14 protein-coding genes and 1 riboswitch are annotated in these 16,378 nt (G+C 65.6%); of the genes, 7 read left to right on the top strand and 7 right to left on the bottom strand.

From position 1 onward, the window contains the following. Positions 1–41 precede the first annotated feature (41 nt). Entirely contained in the window at positions 42–881 is an 840-nt protein-coding gene (locus ASD14_RS02755; RefSeq protein ID WP_056128466.1) for a UDP-2,3-diacylglucosamine diphosphatase, read from the bottom strand. Beyond that, positions 878–2,617 carry a lysophospholipid acyltransferase family protein gene (locus tag ASD14_RS02750; protein ID WP_200947002.1) on the bottom strand — a complete coding sequence of 580 codons (1,740 nt, stop codon included), beginning with the start codon at positions 2,615–2,617 and terminating at the stop codon, positions 878–880. The genes ASD14_RS02755 and ASD14_RS02750 overlap by 4 nt, the downstream gene beginning before the upstream one ends. Positions 2,618–2,854: 237 nt before the next feature. Between ASD14_RS02750 and metK the strand changes: the two genes are divergently transcribed. Together metK and ahcY are read left to right on the top strand one after the other, a co-directional pair. After that, a complete protein-coding gene (gene metK, locus ASD14_RS02745) occupies positions 2,855–4,072 on the top strand; it encodes a methionine adenosyltransferase (RefSeq protein ID WP_056128463.1) in 1,218 nt (405 codons plus the stop codon). Positions 4,073–4,239: 167 nt separating this feature from the next. Beyond that, a riboswitch (S-adenosyl-L-homocysteine riboswitch) is annotated at positions 4,240–4,322 on the top strand. Positions 4,323–4,360: 38 nt separating this feature from the next. Next, positions 4,361–5,791 carry an adenosylhomocysteinase gene (gene ahcY / locus ASD14_RS02740; RefSeq protein WP_056128460.1) on the top strand — a complete coding sequence of 477 codons (1,431 nt, stop codon included), beginning with the start codon at positions 4,361–4,363 and terminating at the stop codon, positions 5,789–5,791. Positions 5,792–5,850: 59 nt separating this feature from the next. On the opposite strand, the gene ASD14_RS02735 is transcribed toward ahcY, so the two are convergent. From ASD14_RS02735 to ASD14_RS02720, 4 genes are all read right to left on the bottom strand, one after another. Beyond that, positions 5,851–6,981 (bottom strand): GGDEF domain-containing protein, encoded by a 1,131-nt coding sequence (locus ASD14_RS02735; RefSeq protein WP_157474977.1) that lies wholly within the window; start codon positions 6,979–6,981, stop codon positions 5,851–5,853. A 228-nt stretch (positions 6,982–7,209) separates the two neighbouring features. After that, positions 7,210–7,929, bottom strand: coding sequence for a LytTR family DNA-binding domain-containing protein (locus ASD14_RS02730; RefSeq protein WP_056128454.1), 720 nt, complete (start codon positions 7,927–7,929; stop codon positions 7,210–7,212). Continuing rightward, the gene (locus ASD14_RS02725; RefSeq protein WP_235565287.1) at positions 7,926–8,963 is read right to left on the bottom strand and encodes a histidine kinase; all 1,038 of its coding nucleotides are present in this window, start codon (positions 8,961–8,963) and stop codon (positions 7,926–7,928) included. Before ASD14_RS02725 ends, ASD14_RS02730 begins: the two co-directional genes overlap by 4 nt. Positions 8,964–9,040: 77 nt before the next feature. Further along, complete coding sequence (locus ASD14_RS02720) at positions 9,041–9,982, bottom strand: alpha/beta hydrolase (protein ID WP_056128452.1); 942 nt, start codon at positions 9,980–9,982, stop codon at positions 9,041–9,043. 203 nt (positions 9,983–10,185) lie between these two features. Here ASD14_RS02720 and metF point away from each other — a divergent pair, with 203 nt between their 5' ends. The 5 genes from metF (at position 10,186) to ASD14_RS02695 (ending at position 14,942) form a co-directional block, all read left to right on the top strand. Beyond that, entirely contained in the window at positions 10,186–11,010 is an 825-nt protein-coding gene (gene metF / locus ASD14_RS02715) for a methylenetetrahydrofolate reductase [NAD(P)H] (protein ID WP_056128916.1), read from the top strand. A 118-nt stretch (positions 11,011–11,128) separates the two neighbouring features. After that, the gene (locus tag ASD14_RS16205; RefSeq protein WP_162247665.1) at positions 11,129–11,803 is read left to right on the top strand and encodes a hypothetical protein; all 675 of its coding nucleotides are present in this window, start codon (positions 11,129–11,131) and stop codon (positions 11,801–11,803) included. Between the two features lie 119 nt (positions 11,804–11,922). Beyond that, positions 11,923–12,498: a DUF4124 domain-containing protein gene (locus tag ASD14_RS16200; protein ID WP_235565286.1), complete on the top strand. Its 576-nt coding sequence runs from the start codon at positions 11,923–11,925 to the stop codon at positions 12,496–12,498. 125 nt (positions 12,499–12,623) lie between these two features. Further along, on the top strand, positions 12,624–13,898 hold the full coding sequence (locus tag ASD14_RS02700; RefSeq protein ID WP_056128443.1) for a M12 family metallo-peptidase: 1,275 nt from the start codon (positions 12,624–12,626) through the stop codon (positions 13,896–13,898). A 126-nt stretch (positions 13,899–14,024) separates the two neighbouring features. Further along, positions 14,025–14,942, top strand: a complete 918-nt coding sequence (locus ASD14_RS02695) for a branched-chain amino acid transaminase (protein ID WP_056128441.1) — start codon at positions 14,025–14,027, stop codon at positions 14,940–14,942. A 66-nt stretch (positions 14,943–15,008) separates the two neighbouring features. Here ASD14_RS02695 and ASD14_RS02690 read toward each other — a convergent pair whose 3' ends face one another. After that, a complete protein-coding gene (locus ASD14_RS02690; RefSeq protein ID WP_056128439.1) occupies positions 15,009–16,355 on the bottom strand; it encodes a HAMP domain-containing sensor histidine kinase in 1,347 nt (448 codons plus the stop codon). Positions 16,356–16,378: the final 23 nt, after the last annotated feature.

Raw genomic sequence — 16,378 nt, 5'->3', positions numbered from 1 at the left:
CTCACACGCGCTACTTTCGAATCGATCCTTACGGCAATCCTTCAGGCCGCGCGGGAGAGCTCCGGGACCTGCGAAGTCAGGCGAAGGCGCGGCGGCATCACCGCGAGTGTGTCGCCGGTATGCGACAGAAGCCGCAGGGTTCCGTCCGGTTCCTCGGCGAGCGCGGTAAGGCTTTCGACCCAATCGCCGTCGTTCGCATACACGCAGCCTTCGCGCTCGAACAATGCGGCGCGGTGGATGTGGCCGCAGACAATGCCGTCCAGTCCGCGTCGCTTCGCATCCTCGAAGCCCGCCTGCGCGAAACGGGCGATGTAGCGTTCCGCCGCACCGCTCTGGCGCTTGAGGAACTCAGCGAGCGACCAGTAGCGCAGACCGTAGCGCTGGCGCACGAAGTTGAGCAGGCGGTTGCCGGTGAGGATGCGGTAATACAGCCAGTCGCCGAGCTTTTCCTGAAGGCTGCCGAAGTGGGTGGCGTTGTCGTAGTCGTCACCGTGCACGACCAGCAGGCGGCGTCCATCTGCCGTCACGTGGATGGTGCGGCGACGGATCGCCATGCGCGGCAACACCAGTCCGCAGAAGCGGCGGATCGGCCGATCGTGGTTGCCGGGCACGTAGACGATTTCGGTCCCCGCGCGACGCAGGGCGTGCAGCGCTTCCACGACGCGGTTGTGCGCCTCCTTCCACGTCGCGCGGCGCGACGCCATCCACCACAGGTCGACGATGTCGCCGACCAGGTACAGGCGGTCGCAACGCAGTCCGCAGAGGAAGTCGGCAAGTTCGGCCGCATGGCAGTGCTTGGACCCGAGGTGGATGTCGGAGATGAAAACGGCGCGGCGCCGGGGTGGCAACGACGCGACCGGCGTCGATGCCACGGTCGTCATTCCATTACCTCGGCGACGCGGGCTTCGCCCTTTACCGCTTCCTGTGGCGTGAGATACCGCTCGCGCTTCTTCGCCCGCAGGCGATGCAGGTCGACTTCGATCAGGCCATCCACCGAATCGCTGAAATCCGGATCGACACCGAAGGCGTGGAATCGTGCGCCACCGGGATCACACAAGTCGGTGTACTGCTTGTAAAGCATGGGCAGCGTCGCGCCGAGCGCATCGAGATTGTTCTTGAGCACGCGGAACGCGGTCTGCGCATCGAGTTCCTCGCCGAACTGCGGAGGCGCCGCTCGATACGCGAACGGCCGCTTCGACGCCGCGCAATGCTCCTGCGTCCCGAAGTAACGCGCGTAGTACGAAACGATCTGTTCGCGTGCTTCGACCGGCAACGCGGCACTGATCGACACCGGCCCGAACAGATAGCGCACATCCGGATGCCGCGCGAGAAAGGCACCGATGCCCTGCCACAGGTAATCGATGCTGCGGCTGCCCCAGTATTCGGGAGCGACGAAGCTGCGGCCCAGTTCCATGCCCTGCTGCATGCGTGGCAGCGCGTCATCGGCGTAGTCGAACAGGGAAGCGGTGTAGAAACCGGCGAGCCCCCGTTCCGGCAGCAGGACGGCGCCGCGCGCCAACCGGTACGCACCCGCGATCCTCGAAGCCGCGGCGTCCCACAGGACGATGTGCTCGTACCAGCTGTCGTACAGGTCGACGTCGAGCCGATGGCCCGTGCCCTCGCCTACCGCGCGGAACGTGAGTTCGCGCAGGCGACCGATTTCCCGCAGCAGCGGCGAACCCGCGGCAAGCCTGCCGACCCGGATCTGCTTGCCGTCAAAGGTCTGGCCGAGCGATTCCATTGCTGCGACGCCCGCCGAAACCAGCGCCGGATCAACCGCATCGATCAGCGCTTCAGGCCCGATCGGTGCAGGACGCTCGTGTCGCGTGCCGATCGCGTGCAGTTCACGACGCACCTGGCGCAGCATTTCGGTCGGCTTGCCGCCTTCCGGCAGTTGCAGTGGATGCCCGATGCGCAGCGCGATCCGGCGCGCGCCACGAGCGAACATCTCGCGCGCGAGCAACGCGGTGCCGACCGGCTTGAACAACGCGGACGCGCCATAGAACAGCGCGGAGTTCCGGGCTTCGATGCGCACCGGCAGCACCGGCGTCTTCGTCGAGCGCGCGAAGCGGAGGAAGCCGCGCCGCCAGCGCCCATCGCTGACCCCGCGAAAGCCCAGGCGCGCAACTTCGCCTGCCGGGAAAATGATCACGCAGCGCTCCTCGCGCAGCGCGTCCTCGATCGCGCGCAGGCTGTCCGAGCCTGGCTTGCCGCCGACGATGCGGATCGGCAGCAACAGGCCGGAGAGCGGCTCGAGCGCCGACAGCAGGTCGTTCGCGATGATCTTCACGTCGCGACGGACCTGCCCCACCGCGTCGAGCAGCGCCAGCGCGTCGAGCGCGCCGGAGGGATGGTTGGCGACGATCAGCAGGCGGCCGCTGGCGGGAATGCGGCGCAGCTCGGCCACGTCCGCGGCATAGCGTGCCTGCAGGAACTCCAGCGACGAGCGGACGAATTCGAAGTCGCGCAGGTGGCCGTTCGCTTCCAGGTGCCCGCTGATCGCATCGAACTTCGACCAACGCCCGATCGCGCGCAGCAGCGGCCTCGCCAGCGTCGCGCGGCGGCCGCGGAACCAGTGCGGGAATCGTTGTTGCAGCTGCTGCTCGAACTTTTGCATCGCCGGCGCCCCCTTTCGCCGGGCAGCCTGACGGAGGGATGCGACAGCGACGCTGCGGCCGTACGACGGCCGCGTGACAATCCGGCATGTGCTCATGCAGGCGGATCGGCACTTCCACAGCCTGCCCGGCGTCCCTAAACCGGCGCACAATGCGGCTCATGCATCGGCCCGCCTGAGCCTGTATCATGCGCGGCCATCTTTTCATCCCCATGAAGGGATATGACCCCAGGAGCCCCGATGTCCACCAGCTATCTCTTCACGTCCGAATCGGTCTCCGAAGGCCATCCCGACAAGATCGCCGACCAGATCTCCGACGCCGTCCTCGACGCGATCCTCGCGCAGGACAAGCGCGCACGCGTGGCGTGCGAAACGATGGTGAAGACGGGCGCCGCGATCGTCGCGGGTGAAGTCACCACCTCGGCGTGGGTCGACATCGAAGCGCTGGCGCGCAAGGTCATCAACGACATCGGTTACGACAATTCCGACGTCGGCTTCGACGGCCACACCTGCGCGATCATCAACATGCTCGGCAAGCAGTCGCCCGACATCAACCAGGGCGTCGACCGCAAGAAGCCGGAAGAACAGGGCGCGGGCGACCAGGGCCTGATGTTCGGCTACGCCTGCAACGAGGCTCCGGAATTCATGCCGGCGCCGCTGTACTACTCGCACCGCCTGGTCGAACAGCAGGCCAAGGTGCGCAAGAACGGCAAGCTGAAGTGGTTGCGCCCGGACGCGAAGTCGCAGGTCACCCTGCGCTATGACGGCAACAAGATCCTCGGCCTTGATGCCGTCGTGCTCTCCACGCAGCACGACCCGGACATCAAGCAGAAGGACCTGGTCGAAGCCGTGCGTTCGGAAATCCTGGTGCCGGTGCTGCCGAAGAAATGGCTCGACGCGCTGGCGAAGAACAAGGTGCACATCAATCCGACCGGCAAGTTCGTGATCGGTGGCCCGGTGGGCGACTGCGGCCTGACCGGCCGCAAGATCATCGTCGACAGCTACGGCGGCATGGCCCGTCACGGCGGCGGTGCGTTCTCGGGCAAGGATCCGTCGAAGGTCGACCGTTCGGCCGCTTACGCCGCGCGTTACGTGGCGAAGAACATCGTCGCTGCCGGCCTGGCCGACAAGTGCGAAGTGCAGGTCTCCTACGCGATCGGCGTCGCCGATCCGACATCGATTTCCGTCACCACGTTCGGCACCGGCCATATCAGCGACGACAAGATCGAGAAGCTGATCCGCAAGCACTTCGACCTGCGTCCGTACGGCATCACCAAGATGCTGGACCTGGAACATCCGATCTACCAGGCGACCGCCAGCTATGGCCACTTCGGCCGCAAACCCAAGGAAGTCAGCTACACCGACGGCGCCGGCAAGAAGCAGAAGGCCACGGCCTTCTCGTGGGAAAAGACCGATCGCGCCGACGCGCTGCGCAGGGATGCCGGCCTGAAGAAGTGACGATCTGGCCCGCGCGCACCAGGGGCGCGCGGCTTTGCCAGATCGTCATCCCCGCGAAGGCGGGGATCCAGCGTCTTTGACAACGGCCGCAACGCGGCCGTTTGTCTTGCGTGGCTCATCAATCATTACAACCGCGAAACACGGGCGCGGTAGAATCCCGCCCCTGCCCCGCCGAGGGGCGCTGCGACCGCATGAAGTCACCTGCGGCCAGGCTCGGCGAGGTTCCACGCAACAACGGCGCCCGTTAATGCAAGTCCACGCATGGACTTCCAAACAACGGAGCTACACATGAACGCCGTACAGAAGACCTTCTCCACCGAAGGCGACTACAAGGTTGCCGACATCTCGCTGGCCGACTGGGGCCGCAAGGAAATCGAGATCGCCGAGCAGGAAATGCCGGGTCTGATGTCGATCCGCAAGAAGTACGCGCCGGCCAGGCCGCTCAATGGCGTGCGCGTCACCGGTTCGCTGCACATGACCATCCAGACCGCCGTGCTGATCGAGACGCTGAAGGACCTCGGTGCCGACGTGCGCTGGGCTTCGTGCAACATCTTCTCGACGCAGGACCACGCCGCTGCGGCGATCGCGAAGTCGGGCACGCCGGTGTTCGCGTGGAAGGGCGAGTCGCTGGAGGAATACTGGGATTGCACGCTCGATGCGCTGACCTTCCCGGGTAACAAGGGTCCCGAACTCGTCGTTGACGACGGCGGTGACGTGACCCTGCTGATCCACAAGGGCTTCGAGCTCGAAAACGGTTCGGACTGGGTCAACACCCCGTCGTCGAACCACGAAGAACAGGTCATCAAGAACCTGCTCAAGCGCGTGCATGCCGAGCGTCCTGGTTATTTCGCCGAAGTCGTGAAGCACTGGAAGGGCGTCTCCGAAGAAACTACTACCGGCGTGCACCGCCTCTACCAGCTCGCGCAGGAAGGCAAGCTGCTGGTGCCGGCGATCAACGTCAACGACTCGGTCACCAAGTCGAAGTTCGACAACCTCTACGGCTGCCGCGAATCGCTGGCCGATGGCCTCAAGCGCGCGATGGACGTGATGCTGGCCGGCAAGGTCGCGGTCGTCTGCGGTTACGGCGACGTCGGCAAGGGTTCGGCGCACTCGCTGCGTGCCTACGGCGCGCGCGTGGTCGTCACCGAGATCGATCCGATCAACGCCCTGCAGGCCGCGATGGAAGGCTTCGAGGTCAACACGATCGAGAGCACGCTCGGCCGCGGCGACATCTACGTCACCACGACCGGCAACAAGGACGTGATCACGCTCGAGCACATGCAGCAGATGAAGGACCAGGCCATCGTCTGCAACATCGGCCACTTCGACAACGAGATCCAGGTCGACAGGCTGTACGCGTCGGGCGCGGTGCACACCAACATCAAGCCGCAGGTCGACAAGTACACCTTCAAGGACGGCCGCGCGATCTTCCTGCTGGCCGAAGGCCGCCTGGTGAACCTGGGCTGTGCCACGGGCCACCCGAGCTTCGTGATGTCGAACTCGTTCTCCAACCAGACCCTCGCGCAGATGGACCTGTGGGCGAACAAGGACAACTACGAAGTCGGCGTGTACATCCTGCCGAAGAAGCTCGACGAGGAAGTCGCGCGCCTGCACCTCGAGAAGATCGGCGTGAAGCTGACGAAGCTGACGCAGGAACAGGCCGACTACCTCGGCGTTCCGGTCGAAGGTCCGTACAAGCCGGATCATTACCGGTACTGATATTCCGCCCATCGGAACCGAAACGGGCGCCCTGGGGCGCCCGTTTCGTTTGCGACAGTTCAAGCGGTCTCCGCCATCCGCACCGTATTGCGTCCGCCCGCCTTGGCGCGGTACAGCGCCACGTCCGACGCGTGATAGAAGGCATCGCCATCGGCGAATCGCGCCGGGTCGTAGGCGGCCACGCCGATGCTCACGCCCAAGGTCAGCGCACCCACGTCGTCCAATCCCAGCGGCGTGGCAGCCAGCCTGGTCCGGAACGCCTCCGCGCGCGCTACGGCGGCGTCGATGGTGCACCCGCGCAGGAGCACTCCAAACTCCTCGCCTCCCAGGCGCGCCACCAGCTCATCCGGCGATCCGAAGGCCTGCTCCAACTGGCCGGCGAAGGCACGTAGGCAGGCGTCGCCAACCGCGTGGCCATGGCGGTCGTTGACGGCCTTGAAATGGTCCAGGTCGAGGATCAGCAGTGCGAGCGGCCTTCCGCTCGCACGCGCCTCCGATATCCATTCGTCGAGCGTGGCCGAGAAGCGCCGGCGATTGGCCAGCCCGGTCAATCCGTCGCGCCGGCTCTGCTGCTCGAACAGGTCGCGCTGCTCGCGCAACTCGTCCTCCAGGTCGAGGCGTTGCCGGTATTCGCCGTGGCTACGCCGCAAGGCGAGCGACACGTACAGCAGGTAAAGGCACCCGACCGCGATGAGTTCAAAGCGGGCCCCGCTGACGATGAACGCACCCAGGGTCGGCACGAAGATCAGTCCGACGGCAAGAAAGGCATGGCGCAGGCGCATCGGAAAGTTGTGCGCGAAGGCGGTGGCGAATGCATACGAACTGATCGCCGCCACGGTGCGTGCACTCTCGTTCGGGGTTACCCACAGCAGCCATGCGATCGCGCAGCCCCAGAGTGCCGCGTTGACCAGCAGCAGCAACCAGATGTAGTCGAGCCGCGCTCGCACCGCGGAATCGCTCGAATCAACCGGGTCGCGCACCCGGAAGCGGGCGACGGTGAGCAGGATGAATCCCACACCCACCAACACGAATGGCCAGCGTGCGCGGTCCCAGATTCCGCTCGCGGTACCTGCAAGGATCCAGAGCAGGACATAGAACGGTCCGCCCAGTCGCAGGCGTTGCCGGGTCTCGCCCAGTTCCTGCAACAACCGCGGCGCAGCCGCGCTCGCGATGCGATTCACTGTGTTCACGTGTATTCCCCCTGACGCACCATGCCTTTCCGGTTGGAGCGAGGTCAAGGGTGTCCGTATGCCAGCTTGATTCGTTTACCCGCATGAAGACCTGGATAGATGACGCGTATCGCTGCCGCGGGCCCTTCGCGCGGTACTTGCAGAACGAGTTAAGCCGCGACACCCGCCGATCCGGGCCGATTGCTGAAAACGATGGGGGACCGGCTTCAACGTTGAAGCCTCGCGGACCTACAGCGCCAATCGCTCGCGCAATTCCCGCGCCTGCCGCCGCGACACTTCGATCACGCTGCCATCCTTCAAGGTGAGGTCGTAGCCGTCTCCGACGGCAAGATCGATGTTCTTCACCATCCGCAGGTTCACCAGCGTGTTGCGGTTGGCGCGGAAGAACATCGCCGGATCCAGGCGCGCTTCCAGTGCGCTCAGGCTGCGTGCCAGCATCGCCTTCTCCTCGCGGAACCAGACCCGCGCGTAGTTGCCGTCCACCACTACCCGGCTGATCTCGTGCAGCGCCACGAACCAGCAGCGTTCGCCATCGCGCAGGAATACCTGGTCTTCCGGCCCCAGCATTTCACGCGGTGCTTCCACAGCGATTGCCACCTGGCGCTCCCGCGCACGAGCGATGGCCGCGGCCAGTCGTTCCGGCACCACCGGCTTCACCAGGTAGTCGAGCGCGTTCGCCTCGAACGCGCGCACGGCGTAGTGATCGTAAGCGGTGGTGAAGACGACCATTGGCGCGCTGTCGAGTCCGTCGAGCACATCGAAACCCGTTCCCGATGGCATCTGGATGTCGAGCAACACCAAATCCGGCCGCAGCTTCGCTATCGCCTGCTGCGCGGCGGGCACGTCGTCGGCTTCGCCGATGCACTCCACGCCGGGAAGCACGGCGAGCAGAGTGCGCAGCTCCTGTCGCGCCAGGCGGGTGTCGTCGACGATCAGCACGCGCATCATTGCGAGATCTCCAGGTGCGCCAGCACGCGCGGGCCGTTCTGCCGCAGTTCGAAGTGATGGCCGGGCTCGCGGGCAAGCCGTGCGCGTAGGTAAGCCAGGCCGACGCCGTGCCCGCCTTCGTTTCCGTCCATGCGTCCGGGATTGCTCACTTCGACGGCGAGCTTGCCGTCCTGCCGCCACGCCGACACCGAGAGTTCGCCGCCTCCCGGAGTGCGCGCGATGCCGTGCTTGATCGCGTTTTCCACCAGCAACTGCAACAGCATCGGCGGCAGTTGCGCATCCAGCGCATCGCGGGCGATATCGCGGTGCACGCGCAGCCGCTCCTCGTAATGCACGCTTTCCACGGCCAGATAGTCGTCCACGACGGCCAGCTCCTCGCCGAGCGACGCGGATTCGCGCTGGCTGTGTTCCAGTGCGTGGCGAAGTATGTTCGACAGCTGCGTGACGACTTCCCGCGCACGCGCCGGTTCCTCGTTGATCAGCGCACGCACGTTGTTGAGCGCGTTGAAGACGAAGTGCGGATTGAGACGGGCGCGCAACGCATCGAGTTCGAGCGCGCTGCGCTGCGACTCGGCGCGCAATCGCGCCATCTCGCCCTGCCGGTAACGGCGCAATGCCTGCCAGCCGGCCCACAGCGCCGTCCACATGCCGAGCACCACGGCAATGTTCGTCCAGTAACCGAACAGCTGGCCCAGGCTGCTGCGTCCCAACTCACCGGAGGCCACCCAACCCAGCGACAGCGCCGCGCGTGCCATGACATTCACCAGCAGCATCGTGGCTGTCGCGCCGAGGAGCACGCCGATGGCGAGCTTCAGTGCGAAACGGGCGCCACCCTGCTCGATCCACCGCCCGCGCATCGCCGCGATCCGCAACACGCTGCTGCCCAGCCATACGCCGATGCCGAGACCGACCGCAATCACCCACGCCACCACGTTGAGGCGCATGAAGATCGAGAAGAACAGCAGGTTGAACGCGGCGTATGCGACGCCGAACAGGGTGTTCAACAGCACGAAGCGCACGTCGTCACGGGTCATGGCGGGCATTGTTCCTGGCGCTTCCATTCAGGAGCTTCGACCGGCATGCGGCGCCGGTCGAAGCAGGGGAAAACGGCTTACTTCGCGGTAACAGGCGTGGCGTCCAGGAAGCCGCGTACCTGCGACTGTAGCCACTGCGGGTCGTCCCACATCAGGAAATGGTAGCCGCCTTCGCTCATCTCGATGCGCACTCCGGCGAGCCTGGCGTACTGCGCCCGGTAGATCGCGGCGGTCGACTCCTTCGTGGAACCGTACGGCGCATAGGCAGCCCATGCACCGAGCACCAGCGTCGGCACCCGGACGCGATCGAGCTGGTCGCGCAGGTCGATGGTCATCATTTCGTACATCGCCTCGGACGTGATCGCCCGATCGCTTGCGTTGCCCCATGCCGTCAACAACTCGACGCGGGCCGGATCGTGCACCAACCCCTTCAACGTGGCCGACACGCCGGCGCGATAGCTCGCATCGTCCTGCGCTCGCATGCGCGAGCGCATCGCTTCGGCCATCGGCTTCACCGATTCGGCGGTGGCGGCGGGATTCTGCACGGCACCCAGGAAGGCAAGCGAATCCACGATCACCAGGCGTTCGAACGCGGCGGGTTGCCTGATCGCCATCTGCAGGGCGAGGAAGCCGCCCAGGCTGTGACCCATCACCACCGGATGCCTGAGCTTGCGCGACTCCACATACGCCAGCAGGCGGTCGCGCATGTCGGCGAGCCACGCGTCCTTGCTGGCATCCGCGACAGGGGCCAGGCCGGCAAAGCCGGGCAATGTGACGATGTGGCATTGCACATGGTCCGCCTGGAGCGCGGCACAGGTTTCGCCCCAGGTTTCGCCCGCACTGTTGAGGCCGGGAATCATCAGGACCGGACGGCCCTTGCCGACGACTTCGATCTTCAAGCCCTGGAACGACTCCGGTGTGGCGGCATGCGCCACATTCCAGGCGGCGAAGGACAGCGCAAAGCTGGCGGCGAAGATGCGGAAGGCGCGGCGGAACTTGGACTGGACGAACGATTGCATGGCGGGCTCCTTGCGTTGGTGTGCCGACAGGTTCGCGGCCAGGTAGCGAGATCGCCGGGAATAAATGACGAGTGGCTCCCGAGCGCGGCCGGCGGCTGCGAGCCGGGACGAGCGGCAGGCCCGCAGCCCGGCAAATTTTCGATTCACTCCATCGCGATGAAGCGATATAGTTTCCCGAAATCGTCCCGGACCGCCGTATGCCCCTGCCCGCGATCAGCTTCGAGTTCTATCCGCCCAAGACCGACGAACAGCGCGCGCAGCTGGACAAGACCGCGGCGAAACTCAAATCACGCAAGCCGCAGTACGTCTCGTGCACGTTCGGCGCGGGCGGTTCGACCTTGTCGTACACGCCCGAGACGATCGAGCGCCTGCAAGCGCACCACGGCCTGGAGGCCGCGCCGCATCTGTCCTGCGTCGGCGGCACGCGCGCGGAGTTGGGCGAACTGCTGCTGCGCTACAAGGCGATGGGCTGTCGCCGCATCGTCGCGCTGCGCGGCGACCTTCCCTCGGGCATGGGCCAGTCGGGCGACTTCCGTTATGCGTCGGATCTCGTCGAATTCATTCGCACCGAATACGACGGCTTCTTCCACATCGAAGTCGCGGCGTATCCCGAGTGCCACCCGCAGGCAGACGATGCGCTCGCCGACCTGCGCCATTTCAGGCGCAAGGTCGACGCCGGCGCGAACGGCGCAATCACCCAGTACTTCTACAACGCCGACGCGTATTTCCGTTTCGTCGACGATGTGCGCAGCCTCGGCATGGATATTCCGATCGTGCCGGGCATCATGCCGATCTCCAACTTCACCCAGCTGCGCCGCTTCTCCGAAGCGTGCGGGGCCGAGATCCCGCGCTGGATCGGAAAGCGGATGCAGGCGTTCGGCGACGACGTCGACAGCGTGCGCGAATTCGCTTCCGATTTCGTTGCCGGTTTATGCCAGCGGCTTATCGATGGCGGCGCGCCCGGCCTGCACTTCTACACGCTCAATCTTTCGAAGCCGACGCTGGGTGTGCTGTCGCGCCTGGGCTGATTGCCGCCGGTCGATCACTGCAGTTCGACATCGCTGAATCGCAGTTGCAACAACAGCCAGGGTTCAGCCTGACTGCGGGGCTTGTGACGCGCCGTTGATGTTCGGAAATCGACCATCGATGCGTGTTCGGCATCAATGGCCCAGCGTGAAGTTCCCGGCGCTCCCGATTGCGTTGTTCGTGTTCGCGGCAGCGCCCGCGATCCCGCAGCATGCAGCTCGCGCGGCAAGCGCCTCGGTCATCCAGCGCTGCGAAGCACCCGATGGCAACGCCATCTATACGGACAAACCCTGCGGCGCGTTCCGCGCCCGGCCTTCGCGATTGTCGGACGATCTCGGCATCCGGCTGGCCATGGCGGAAGCGGAAACCCGGCGCGGCGACATCGCTTCACAACCCGTGTCGTTCGGCGCTTACCGCGACGCGTCGGAACCGCTGCGCGCAACGTTGCCCGGACGACGTTCCCTGTCGGCAGGCTGCGCGCGTTCACCACAACAGCTGTCGCGCGATCTGGTCGGCGCCTTCGCGCTGCACGACGTGAATCGCGTCGCCGAGAGTTATCACTGGGCCGGCATGAGCCAGCGCCAGGCATTGCCGGTGATGAAGCAGCTCGAACGCCTGTCCGCGCAACCACTGGCAGACGCGCGCTTCCTTTCGGCATGGATCGGCTCGGGCGAAGTGGCGGCGACGCGGATTCCGACAGACGCCGGACTCATGCAGCTGGTGTTCGCCGATGGCGGGCGGATCATCGACTTCGAGGTACGGCGCTATTCCGGGTGCTACTTCATCGCCTCGTGACGGGAGCTGGCACGGCATCGCGATCTGGGCCGGGCTGCACTTTTCCGTTCCATGCGGCAGGGCTAGGCTGCCGCATGCTTTTCGCCCCGCATCTGCTTTTCGCCCTCGCCTGCGCATTGATGACACTGTGGCCGCCGGCAGCGCAGGCGGATGTGCGTCGCTGCGTGACCGCGAGCGGCCAGACGATATTCACCGATCGCAAATGCGCCGAAGTGGATGCAGTCGAACGCCTGCCGCGCGCCGAGGCCCCATACGGCGCGGCGCTGCGTCGCGCCGGTGGCTGCGCACGCACGCTGCAGGATCTCGTCTTCGAGATGACCAGCGCGATCGACGGCCGGGACGCGAACCGCCTTGCCGCCGTCTATCACTGGCCCGGAACATCGGCGGAATCGGGCTACCGGATCTGGACGCGGCTGGATGCCATCGCAAACCGCCCATTGGTCGATATCGTGCCGGTGACACCGGCGAGCCGGCCTTCGCCGGAGCCAACGCCCGATGCAGGAAGCACCCGCAACGACGCGAGCGAAACGGCGCGCGTGGATCCGCCGGTCGATCCGGAGCTGTATCCGCAGACCGCCATCCGGCGTAACCCCGTGGCATTGCGGGTGGAGCAGACGCTGGCAAATGGCGCCACGCCTGCGCGCACCGTGTTCGGACTTACGCACTACTTCGGATGCTGGTGGATCCGCTTCTGAGCGTGGTGCGGCATTACCGTACTGCTGCGTTGCCGCGTTGCATCGACGCCACCCTCCCCTAAGCTGCTTGCGGACGCGTCGCGTCCACTGCATGGGCCGCAGCCAACTCGAAGAGGGAACTACCAATGGTTCGATCGCTTGTTTTCGCGGCCGGTGCTGCCGGCCTGCTGCTCGCGGGCTCCGCTACCGCGGCTGGCAAACCGCTGTTCGTGTCCGGCAACGCCAACGCCGATGCACGCAATGATCGCGTGCTCGAACGCCTGCTCGGCAATCCCAGCACGCGCGACGTCAGTATCGTCAACGTCGACGCGAGCGCGAGCGACGGCGCGCAGATCGAACTGTCCGTCGGCGGACGCCAGCTCACGGTGAACCGTTCACGAGCCGAGCGCACCGCCACGGGCAGCGACGTGTGGTACGGCCGCGTGCAGCACGCGAGAAACGCGGGTTACGCGCCGCGCGAGACTTCCGCCGACCCGCTCAACGATGTCGTGCTGGTGCGCCATGGCAACCAGATCACCGGCAGCGTGCGTGTCGACGGCCAGCTCTATCGCATCCGTCCCCTGCCCAGCGGCGCGACCGCGGTGGTCCAGGTCGACGAGAATGGCATGCCCGCCGACCACCCCGAAGACGCGTACCGCGCGATCTTCGAAGCCGCGGTGCGCGACAGGAAGGTCACCGCCCAGGGCAAGCCCTGCCGTACCGGTTGCGGTGGCGGCGGCACGCCGGTCGATCCAGGCCCGACCCAGACGATCCGCGTGATGGTGGTCGCCACCAACGATGCGATCGCCGCTTACGGCGGCGACATGCAGGCGCTGGTCGAACTGGCGGTGGCCGAGTCCAACCAGGGCTACGTCAACTCCAACATCGGCATCAACATGGTGCTGGCGAACTACTCGACCACGACGTATGCCACGGCCGGCATGAGTACCGACCTCTCGCGTTTCCGTGGCACCAGCGACGGCTACATGGATGGCATCCACGCCGTTCGCGACAGCAGCACGGCTGACGTGGGCATGCTCGTGGCGAACGATGCATCGGCCTGCGGGCTTGCTTCGGGCATTGGTTCCACCGCCGCGACCGCGTTCGCGACGGCTTATTGGGACTGCATCGCCGGTTACTACAGCTTCGCCCACGAAATCGGGCACCTGCAGTCGGCGCGTCATGATCCCGCAACGGACTCCACGACCAATCCGTATCCGTACGGCCACGGCTACCGCGAACCCAGCAATGCCTGGCGCACGGTGATGGCCTACAACTGCACCGGCGCCGGCTGCCCGCGCATCAACTACTGGTCGAATCCGTCCGTCACCTACGGCGGCGTACCAATGGGCACCTACGACAAGAGCCACAACCAGCGCGTGCTGGTGGAAACCAAGGCCACGGTGGCCGGCTTCCGCTGATCGCGTCGCGATGAACGCCTCGACGCCGCGCGGGCAACCGCGCGGCGTTTTTCATGTGCCGGCCGAAAAGCGGCTGCAGCAGCGGAACGCTAAACTAGCTGGCCCCGCACCCCGTCGAGACCTCGCATGGCCATGCAATACCCCGAATGGATCTGGCACAACGGCGCGATCAAGCGCTGGGCCGAAGCCACCACCCACGTGATGGCGCATGTCGTGCATTACGGCTCGTCGGTGTTCGAAGGTATCCGCAGCTACCAGACGCCCAACGGTCCGGTGATCTTCCGCCTCACCGACCACAACAAGCGTCTGTTCGCGTCGGCCAAGATCTACGACATGGCGATTCCTTATTCGCTGGAGCAGATCAACGCGGCCTGCCGCGAAGCCCTCAAGGCGAACGAGAACAGCACCGATTACCTGCGCCCGGTCGCGTATCGCGGGCTGGGTGGTTTCGGCCTCTCGGCCGACACACCGGTCGAAGTCGCGGTCGCGACGTGGAAGATGGGCCAGTACCTCGGCGCCAGCGTCGTCGAACAAGGCATCGACGCCTGCGTGTCGAGCTGGCAGCGCTTCGCGCCGAACACGCTCCCCGCAGGCGCGAAGGCCGGCGGCAATTACCTGTCGGGCCAGCTGGTCGCACGCGAGGCACGGCGGCTCGGTTTCGGCGAAGGCATCGCGCTGGCATCGACCGGGCTGCTCAGCGAAGGCGCGGGCGAAAACCTGTTCCTCGTCTTCGACGGCGCGCTGCACACCTCGCCCGTGAGCGCCGCACTGCTCAACGGCCTGACCCGCAACACGATCATCACGCTCGCCCGCGACAACGGCATCGAAGTGATCGAACGCGACCTGCCGCGCGAATACCTGTATCTGTGCGACGAGCTGTTCATGTGCGGCACCGCGGCGGAAATCACGCCGATCCGTTCGGTCGACGGCCGCCAGGTCGGCACCGGCAAGCCGGGCGCCGTGACGCGTCGCATCCAGGAGTTGTTCTTCGGCCTGTTCGACGGCAATACCGCGGACAAGTACGGCTGGCTGGAACCGCTGTAATTTCCGCCTTCGCGCATGAATAGAAAGAGCCGGGCGACCCGGCTCTTTTGTATCCGCAGGTGCGATCTAGAGAAGCGACGTGTCGTCGCGGCCGAACGTCAGGATTGCAACCACCCCTTTTTCGGGGCCAGGCAACACGCGCACATCCCAGCCGTAGAGCTCGCACAAGCGGCGCACGATCGACAGGCCGATGCCGCCACCCTGCGAATGACCGGCGTGCGTACCCCGATAGCCGCGTTCGAACAGGCGCGCGGCGTCCTCGGCGCTGAGGCCCGGTCCCGAGTCGATCACTTCCACCGCCTTCGGATGCATGCGCACGATGACGTCGCCCTGCGTCGTGTATTTCACCGCGTTGCCGATCAGGTTGCCGAGCGCGACCGACACCGCGGCTTCGGGCGCGTCGACGACGAGACCACGCTCGCCTTCCAGCAGGAGTTCCAGCGGCTTGCCGCCCAGCTGCGCGCGGTGGGCATCGAGCAGTTGTTCGGCCACCTTCGCCACATCGGTTGCGCCATGGCCACGCTCGTTGCGCGACAGCAGCAGCAGCGCGCTGATCAGATCGGTGCATTGCTGTTCCGCGCGCTGGATGCGCTGCAGGCGGGCGCGCGTCTTCTCGTCGACATCGGGACGAGACAGCAACAGCTCGACGGCGCCCCGGATCACGGCCAGTGGCGTGCGCAATTCGTGGCTGACGTCGGCATTGAATTCGCGATCGCGCTGGACTACATGGGTCAGCCGTTCGGCGTAATCGTCGAGCGCTTCGGCAAGCTGGCCCACTTCGTCCGTGGGGAAATGGGCGGCCAGCGATTCCGGCGCGGTGCTGCCTCCGGACTGCTGCAGCAGGTTGGCGAGTTCGATCACCGGGCTCATCACGCGGGACGCCGCCCACCAGCCAACCACGAGCGACAGCAGCGTGAACACCACCACGGCCAGATAGATCGCGCGATTGAACTGCTCCTCGCCGCGCATGGTCTGGCTCATGTCGTAGGCGAGGAAGAACCATGCGTTGGGCGTCTTGCGCACGGCAAGTTTGTAACTGAGCGGGCGCCCCTGTTCGTCCGTGCCCGTGATGCCGTGGATGCCGTCCTTCAATTCGTACCATTCAGGACGATTGATGCGCACCGACTCGAACTTGTCCGGCGTGTACACGAAGGCGCGGATCTGGTCGACCGCGAATTGCGGATTCTTCGGATCCCGCGCGAACTGTTCGGCGAACGCGCTGATGTTGCGGTTCATCACGTCTTCGACCAGCGCGTTCTCCACGCGCGAACGCGTCAGGTTGGTCGCGTAGGCGAACAGCGCCGTCAGCCCGAAACCCAGCAGCACGAACGACAGGATGATGCGGCTGCGCAGCTGCCGCCGAAACCGCGTCTTCGGCTTGGCGACGGGAGCGGGGCCAGAATCACTGGCCATGTCAGTTACCGGTTGGTCGCGCA

Origin of the sequence: Lysobacter sp. Root494 (genome assembly GCF_001427225.1) — a bacterium.
GTDB lineage: Bacteria > Pseudomonadota > Gammaproteobacteria > Xanthomonadales > Xanthomonadaceae > Agrilutibacter.
This window is presented reverse-complemented; position numbering and strand designations above follow the sequence as displayed.

What these genes read in the sequence shown, in the direction of transcription:
- ASD14_RS02755 (WP_056128466.1), bottom strand. Translation starts at nt 881, where the DNA reads ATGACGACCGTGGCATCGACGCCGGTCGCGTCGTTGCCACCCCGGCGC.
- ASD14_RS02750 (WP_200947002.1), bottom strand. Translation starts at nt 2,617, where the DNA reads ATGCAAAAGTTCGAGCAGCAGCTGCAACAACGATTCCCGCACTGGTTC.
- metK (WP_056128463.1), top strand. Translation starts at nt 2,855, where the DNA reads ATGTCCACCAGCTATCTCTTCACGTCCGAATCGGTCTCCGAAGGCCAT.
- ahcY (WP_056128460.1), top strand. Translation starts at nt 4,361, where the DNA reads ATGAACGCCGTACAGAAGACCTTCTCCACCGAAGGCGACTACAAGGTT.
- ASD14_RS02730 (WP_056128454.1), bottom strand. Translation starts at nt 7,929, where the DNA reads ATGATGCGCGTGCTGATCGTCGACGACACCCGCCTGGCGCGACAGGAG.
- ASD14_RS02725 (WP_235565287.1), bottom strand. Translation starts at nt 8,963, where the DNA reads ATGACCCGTGACGACGTGCGCTTCGTGCTGTTGAACACCCTGTTCGGC.
- ASD14_RS02720 (WP_056128452.1), bottom strand. Translation starts at nt 9,982, where the DNA reads ATGCAATCGTTCGTCCAGTCCAAGTTCCGCCGCGCCTTCCGCATCTTC.
- ASD14_RS16205 (WP_162247665.1), top strand. Translation starts at nt 11,129, where the DNA reads ATGCGTGTTCGGCATCAATGGCCCAGCGTGAAGTTCCCGGCGCTCCCG.
- ASD14_RS16200 (WP_235565286.1), top strand. Translation starts at nt 11,923, where the DNA reads ATGACACTGTGGCCGCCGGCAGCGCAGGCGGATGTGCGTCGCTGCGTG.
- ASD14_RS02700 (WP_056128443.1), top strand. Translation starts at nt 12,624, where the DNA reads ATGGTTCGATCGCTTGTTTTCGCGGCCGGTGCTGCCGGCCTGCTGCTC.
- ASD14_RS02695 (WP_056128441.1), top strand. Translation starts at nt 14,025, where the DNA reads ATGGCCATGCAATACCCCGAATGGATCTGGCACAACGGCGCGATCAAG.
- ASD14_RS02690 (WP_056128439.1), bottom strand. Translation starts at nt 16,355, where the DNA reads ATGGCCAGTGATTCTGGCCCCGCTCCCGTCGCCAAGCCGAAGACGCGG.